Below are 5,716 nucleotides of genomic sequence, written 5' to 3'. Positions count from 1 at the left end.
CCCGGAGCTGACCGACCTCACCCTCCCCACCGCCGGCGTCTACTTCCTCGGCGCCGCGACGACGCTGTGGAGCGTTTTCGTCGGCGTCGCCAACTTCAAGACCCGCAACGACCCCGGCGGCACCGTCACGATGGAGGTGACCCACAAGGGCGAGACGAAGGTCGTCGAGGTCTCCCGCGACCAGCTCGGGAGCCGCGGCGGCGTCGGCCTCCTCGGCGGGACCCCCGACGGCGAGATCGAGACGCAGACGAACCGCCCCGACGACGCCGAGAGTGACTCCCCGGGCGCCGCGCCGTCGCGTTCGAGCCCGCCTTCTGGAGGGAACTCGTCTGGAACGCCGCGCGGCACCGACCGGTCGGGCGGAGTGGGAACGCCGAACAGCGACGGAGCGGGAGCGCCGAGCGGCGCCGAGCGGTCGGACCGTCCGGGACGAACGAGTAGCGGGGGGCGCTCCGGGGCGAGCGGTCGCTCCGTCCCCGGGTCGCCGGGCGTGAGCGACGGCGGCAGCGCCGACAGCGACATCACCTCGCCGCTGGACGACGCGGGGCCGACGGACGGGCCGGAGTCCCCGACCACACCGGAGTCCGCGCCCGCGCCCGGCTCTCCCGCGGCGCGTGACGGGCCCGGAGACGCCTACTGCGGCAACTGCGCGGAGTTCGACTACGTCCGGACCGACGACGGGATGCGCCCCTACTGCGGCCACTACGACGAGCTGATGGACGACATGGAAGCCTGCGACGATTGGACGCCGCGATAGTCTGCCACGTCGTCGCGAGCGCGCTGGCGACACCAAGAGACGGTCGGGTCGGGGCGGTTTCCCGACAGAAGAGCTAACTTGCGGAGCGTCGAGCGGACCCCATGGACGACCGCCGTACCCTCCTCGTCGCCGGATTCGTCGGAGCGTCGCTCTCGTATGTCTTCAACGTCCTCGCGTTTACCGGCGCGTTCGACGTGTTTCGCTGGGTCGTGTTCGCCGCGCTGTCCCTCGGGTTCACGTACGGATTCGACCGATTCATCGGCTGGCAGACCGCCCCGGCCTGACCTGTCCGACGGCGGGCGCCGCGGCTCGCCCTCGGCGCCGCCGTGGCGGCATCACACCGGTTCGGCCGACGGGAGTTGTGACTCGGCGACCGCGAACGCGAGCGTGCTCAACACGCCGATGAGCGTCCCCGCCGCGAGCGCCATCGCCAACTCCGAGAGCCCGAGCGCCGTCACGCCCGGCGCGTCCGGGAGGAAGAACCCCGACACCGCGAACAGCACGACGGCGATGGAGACCACGTAGAAGGGGGCGTTGAGGTAGCGCCACCGGAACCGGCCGGCGAGGTACTCGTCGGTGATCTGCCCGAGGCTGGAGGTGACGCCCGCGACGCCGAGCCACTGGACGAAGCCGTGGACGAACGCGGCGAGGGTGGTGCCGGCGGCGAGCGAGCTCCCCTGAACCCCGCCGACGGCGTCGACGGTCTCGACTCCCTGTACGCCGCCGACGACGACCAGCGCGAGCGCGACGACGTAGGTGACGAGGGTCACGCGGCCGGTGTAGAGGACGTTCCGGACGCTCTCCGCGGCGCCGTCAACGCTGTCTTCGAGCCCCAGCCCGCGGAACAGCGAGTAGAGCCCCACCGCGCCGGAGAGGATCCCCAGCACGGCCGCCCCCGCCACGTCGAAGAGGTTCGCGACCACGACGAGCGGGTAGATCAACAGCAGGACGCCGAGTGGAATGAGGATCGTGCCGCGGGTCTCCGGGTCGGCGAGGACCTGCTTGATCGTGTAGTACAGCGACTCGAGGTCCTGCGCCTGTCTGACGACAACGCGCCGCATCCCGTCGATCGGCATCCGCGACCGGATCACGGGGAGGACCGACTCGTCTTGTGCGCCGTCGGTGATCACGACCGCGGAGACCTCCTCGCTGGTCGACAGCTCGGCGAGCACGCGGTCGACCTCCTGGCCGACCGCGCGGTTCGCCTTCACGTCGGGACCGTCGACGCCGGTGACGGCGGCGACCTCGACGGCCTCGCCGTCGGCGGCCAGCTCGTCGTGGACGTTGACGCCTTGGAAGAGGACGTTGACGTCGGAGTCCTCGGGGTCGGCGGTCGCGAGCGCGACCGCGGCCTCGGTGACGTCCTCGTCGCCGATGACGGGCGTGGGGATCCCCGTCTTGCGGCCGAGGTCGTCGTCGAGGTCGACGCAGAGGACGAGCAGCATCGAACGGGGCTACGCGAGGGGACGACATATGTTTTCGGCTCGCGTCGCCCCTCCGCGTCGCACGCGATCCGCCGACTGCGTCGCCTCGCCGTCAGCTCTCGTCGGTCGGCTCGTGTTCGACCCCGTTCATCATCCGGCGGACGTTCTCGCCGTCGCTGAACGCGGCCGGGTACGCCGCCAGCGGGAGGACGAAGTCGTCCTCGACGCCGACCGGTTCGCCGATGTGGAGCTCCAGCTCGGTGGTCACGCCCGTCCCCTCGATCTCCGCATCGACCGTGTACACGACGACCGCCGTGTCGGTGTCGAGGACGCTCGTCGAGTACTCCGAGCCGCGCTCTAAGCCGCCGACGTTCTCGAAGCGGCTCAAGATGAGCTCGGCGCGCTCGCGGGTTCCCATCTCCGCGATCGGGTTGAGCGCCCGGCCGAGGACCTCTATCTGCGGCGTCGTCACCGCGGCGAACACGGCGGCCTGGTAGCGCTCGCCGAGCAGTTCGACCGCCTTGTCCTACTCCGCGACGGTGTTCGTCACCCGGACCTCTCGGGTCTGTCCGGCCGCCTCGACCTCTCGGGAGATCGTCTCGTCGGACACTTCGTTGAGCTCGTACCCGCTCTCCGAGAGCGTCGCGTCGGCCACCGTCGCGGTGCCGGCGGCGAACTCCGCGGGCCCGTCGCCGGTCGCGACGTCGAGCGCGGTACAGCCGGCGAGGCTCGCGAGGCCGACCGCACCGCCGGCCGCGAGCGCCCGGCGACGGGTGACCGCGTCGCTCGCGTTACTGTTCTCCGCGGCGTTCTCGGCGTTCGGGTTCCGGTTCATGGCCGCTACTGACACCATGCGGGGTACATACTTTGTGTTCGGTGCCGCTCCGCCGTGCCAACGGCTCTCTCGGGAGCGCGCGGTTCGGACGCTTTTTGAGGCCGCGGCCGGTAGGATGGGGTAGATGATCTCCAAGGGCTGCGAACAGTGCGCCAAGGGCGGGAAGATGGTGCTTTTCGTCTACGGCTACTGCGACCAGCGGGACTGCTTCTACTGCCCCCTCGGAGAGAACCGGAAGAACGTCACCGACGTGTACGCCAACGAGCGGAAGGTCGAGTCCGACTCCGATGTGATCGAGGAGGCCAAGCGTATGAGCGCGCTCGGCACCTCGATCACCGGCGGCGAACCGCAGGAGGCGATGGCGAAGACGACCCGGTACCTCGAACTGCTGAAAGACGAGTTCGGTGAGGACCACCACACCCACCTCTACACGGGCATCACGGGCGGCCGCGAGAACATGCGCCGCCTCTCGGAGGCCGGCCTCGACGAGATCCGCTTCCACCCGCCGCTGGAGATGTGGGGCGACATGCACGGCACCGAGTGGGAGGAGATCCTCCACATCGCCCGCGAGGAGGGGCTCACCCCCGCCTTCGAGATCCCCGGCATCCGCGCGGAGCCGGAGTTCTTGGAGTTCTTAGACGAGGGCGCCGCCGAGTTCTGTAACATCAACGAGTTCGAGATGTCCGACGGGAACTACCGCCGGATGCAAGAGGAGGGCTTCGAACTACAGGAGGGCCACATGTCCGCCGTCGAGGGGTCGAAGGACGACGCCATCCTCGAAGAGATGGCGAGCCACGAGAAGGTGTACTTCTGTACGTCGGTGTTCAAAGACGCCGCCCAACACCGCAACCGCCTCAAGCGGATGGCGAAGAACATCCGCCGCGAGTTCGACGAGGTGACCGACGACGGGACGCTCGTCTACGGGAAGGCGTTCGCCGACCCCGAGCGGTTCGAGGCGCTCGGCGTGCCCGAGGAGTTCTACACCGTCAAGTCGAACCACGTCGAGGTCGCGTGGTGGCTCCTCGAGGAGATGATCGAGGACGGCGACCTCGACGAAGGCGAGATCGTCGAACAGTACCCGACCGTCGACGGGACCGTCGTCGAGCGCACGCCGGTCGCCTGACCGGTTCCGCCGACTCCCCACCCCCGTCGCACCTCCTGTTCCGGTCGAATCGCTTGTCCCGCCGGTCCCGACTCCGAGGCCGCGCTCCGGCCCCCTCGCCGCCACTTTCCTCGCTACGCTTCGTGACATTTGGTACCACACTTATGTACTACCGGCACTTATTGCCGCGTATGGCCTCGGAAGAACCCGTATTCGCCGACGTGAGCATCGGACAGGCGGTGTACAACGAGGACGGCGAGCGGCTCGGGTCGATCCGCGGCGTCGACGACGACGGCTTCTACGTCGCGTCGCCGTCGAGCACCGACACGCTGGCGCTCACCGACGCCAGGGACGTGTTCGGCACCGCGTACGTGATGTGGCGCTGTTGGGAGTGCGGCGAGATGGGCGAGATCGGCGACCAGCTCCCGGCGAACTGCCCGAACTGCGACGCGCCGCGCGAGCAACTGTACTACTGGGCAGAGGACTGATCGACGCGCCGCGAGTGCGTCGACGCGGCGGCGCCGCTCAGGCCCGCTCGCCCTCCTCCTCGTGCGCCCCGTCATCCACCTTCTCTCGGAGCCGCTCGACCTCCGCTTCCAGCTCCGCGATCCGCTCGGCGTCGGGCCCTCCCGCTCCGGACGCACCGGCCTCGGACCCGTCGTCAGACCGAGTCGTGAGGTAGAGCACCGCTCCCCCGACGAGAACGAGGGGGACCCCGAACAGGAGGACGGCGATTATCAGGACGATCACCAGCTCCGGACCGCCGGGGACGCCGCCGAACGCGAGGGCGAGAGGGACCATACGCCGCCCACTCGGGCCCGTGACTAAAACGGATCGGCGGCGAGGGCCCTTCGCCCGCCGGTTCACTCCGCGTCGACGAAGTCCGCGAGGTTCGCCTGTAGCCCCGCCGCCAGCGTCGACTTCCGGCGGAGCCGGCCGAGCGAGACGGGCAGGTGGTCGGCGACGCCGCGGACCGCCTCGCCGAACGTCTCCGCCGTCCCCCGCTCCCCCTCGAAGGCGTCGCGGACGGCCTCGCGCACCTGCCACACGCCGACCGGACCCCAGTAGTCGTCGGAGACGTGGCGCACGACGAGCGCCTTCGCCTGCCGGCCGCGGTCGTCGAGGTGTTCCAAGACGCCCAGCCGCGCCGCGTAGTATGCGCCCGCCGTCTCCTCGACGTAGCCGGTCCGTCCCTCGCGGCCCTCGCTCGCGGCCGCGAGGTACACCCCCGCTTCGGGGTCCGGGTTCCAGATCGACCCGGGCGACTTCATCTCGACGAGCTCGTACTCCCACCGCCCCGGCACCAAGATCACCCAGAAGGCGTTGCCGAGGTACTCGTTGCGGTGGACCTCGATCCGGTCGACCGTCGGGTTGTCGCGGATCGACCCGCGGAGGAACTGGCCGACCGTGTCGTCGACGGCCGTGATCGACCAGCGCGTCGGGACGAGCCGACGGTTCTCGCCGCGCCCGAGCGCCCCCGCCGAGAGGATCGTGTTGATCTCGTACACGTCGAACCCGCGACGGTAGAGGTACGTCATCGCCCCCTCCGCGCGCCAGTCGTCGTCTTCGAGCGTCTTCTTCACCGGCCGCGGGACGTG

Annotated in this window: 6 protein-coding genes and 2 pseudogenes; 4 read left to right on the top strand and 4 right to left on the bottom strand. The window is 69.9% G+C overall.

Annotated elements, in window-relative coordinates; genetic code table 11:
* Positions 1-757, top strand: a 757-nt coding sequence (locus tag B9G38_RS13650) for a hypothetical protein (RefSeq protein WP_086220721.1), incomplete at its 5' end; no start/stop codon positions are given.
* A gap of 101 nt (positions 758-858) precedes the next feature.
* Positions 859-1,041, top strand: a complete 183-nt coding sequence (locus B9G38_RS13645) for a hypothetical protein (protein ID WP_049931360.1) — start codon at positions 859-861, stop codon at positions 1,039-1,041.
* A gap of 51 nt (positions 1,042-1,092) precedes the next feature.
* On the opposite strand, the gene B9G38_RS13640 is transcribed toward B9G38_RS13645, so the two are convergent.
* Positions 1,093-2,202, bottom strand: a complete 1,110-nt coding sequence (locus B9G38_RS13640; protein WP_049931361.1) for a DUF373 family protein — start codon at positions 2,200-2,202, stop codon at positions 1,093-1,095.
* Positions 2,203-2,293: 91 nt separating this feature from the next.
* Positions 2,294-3,016, bottom strand: a pseudogene (locus B9G38_RS13635) (DUF6517 family protein).
* A gap of 124 nt (positions 3,017-3,140) precedes the next feature.
* On the opposite strand from B9G38_RS13635, the gene B9G38_RS13630 reads away from it, so the two are divergent.
* Both B9G38_RS13630 and B9G38_RS13625 read left to right on the top strand, forming a co-directional pair.
* Positions 3,141-4,139 carry a radical SAM protein gene (locus B9G38_RS13630; RefSeq protein ID WP_086220720.1) on the top strand — a complete coding sequence of 333 codons (999 nt, stop codon included), beginning with the start codon at positions 3,141-3,143 and terminating at the stop codon, positions 4,137-4,139.
* A gap of 170 nt (positions 4,140-4,309) precedes the next feature.
* Complete coding sequence (locus B9G38_RS13625) at positions 4,310-4,606, top strand: rubredoxin-like domain-containing protein (RefSeq protein WP_049931363.1); 297 nt, start codon at positions 4,310-4,312, stop codon at positions 4,604-4,606.
* Between the two features lie 37 nt (positions 4,607-4,643).
* Here B9G38_RS13625 and B9G38_RS13620 read toward each other — a convergent pair whose 3' ends face one another.
* Complete coding sequence (locus B9G38_RS13620) at positions 4,644-4,919, bottom strand: preprotein translocase subunit TatA (RefSeq protein ID WP_086220719.1); 276 nt, start codon at positions 4,917-4,919, stop codon at positions 4,644-4,646.
* 62 nt (positions 4,920-4,981) lie between these two features.
* Positions 4,982-5,716: pseudogene (locus B9G38_RS13615) on the bottom strand (hypothetical protein); the annotation flags it as partial.

This window comes from Halorubrum sp. SD612 (genome assembly GCF_002135005.1).
This window is presented reverse-complemented; position numbering and strand designations above follow the sequence as displayed.

Coding starts and splice junctions, on each gene's coding strand:
- B9G38_RS13620 (WP_086220719.1), bottom strand. CDS start 4,919: ATGGTCCCTCTCGCCCTCGCGTTCGGCGGCGTCCCCGGCGGTCCGGAG.
- B9G38_RS13645 (WP_049931360.1), top strand. CDS start 859: ATGGACGACCGCCGTACCCTCCTCGTCGCCGGATTCGTCGGAGCGTCG.
- B9G38_RS13630 (WP_086220720.1), top strand. CDS start 3,141: ATGATCTCCAAGGGCTGCGAACAGTGCGCCAAGGGCGGGAAGATGGTG.
- B9G38_RS13625 (WP_049931363.1), top strand. CDS start 4,310: ATGGCCTCGGAAGAACCCGTATTCGCCGACGTGAGCATCGGACAGGCG.
- B9G38_RS13640 (WP_049931361.1), bottom strand. CDS start 2,202: ATGCTGCTCGTCCTCTGCGTCGACCTCGACGACGACCTCGGCCGCAAG.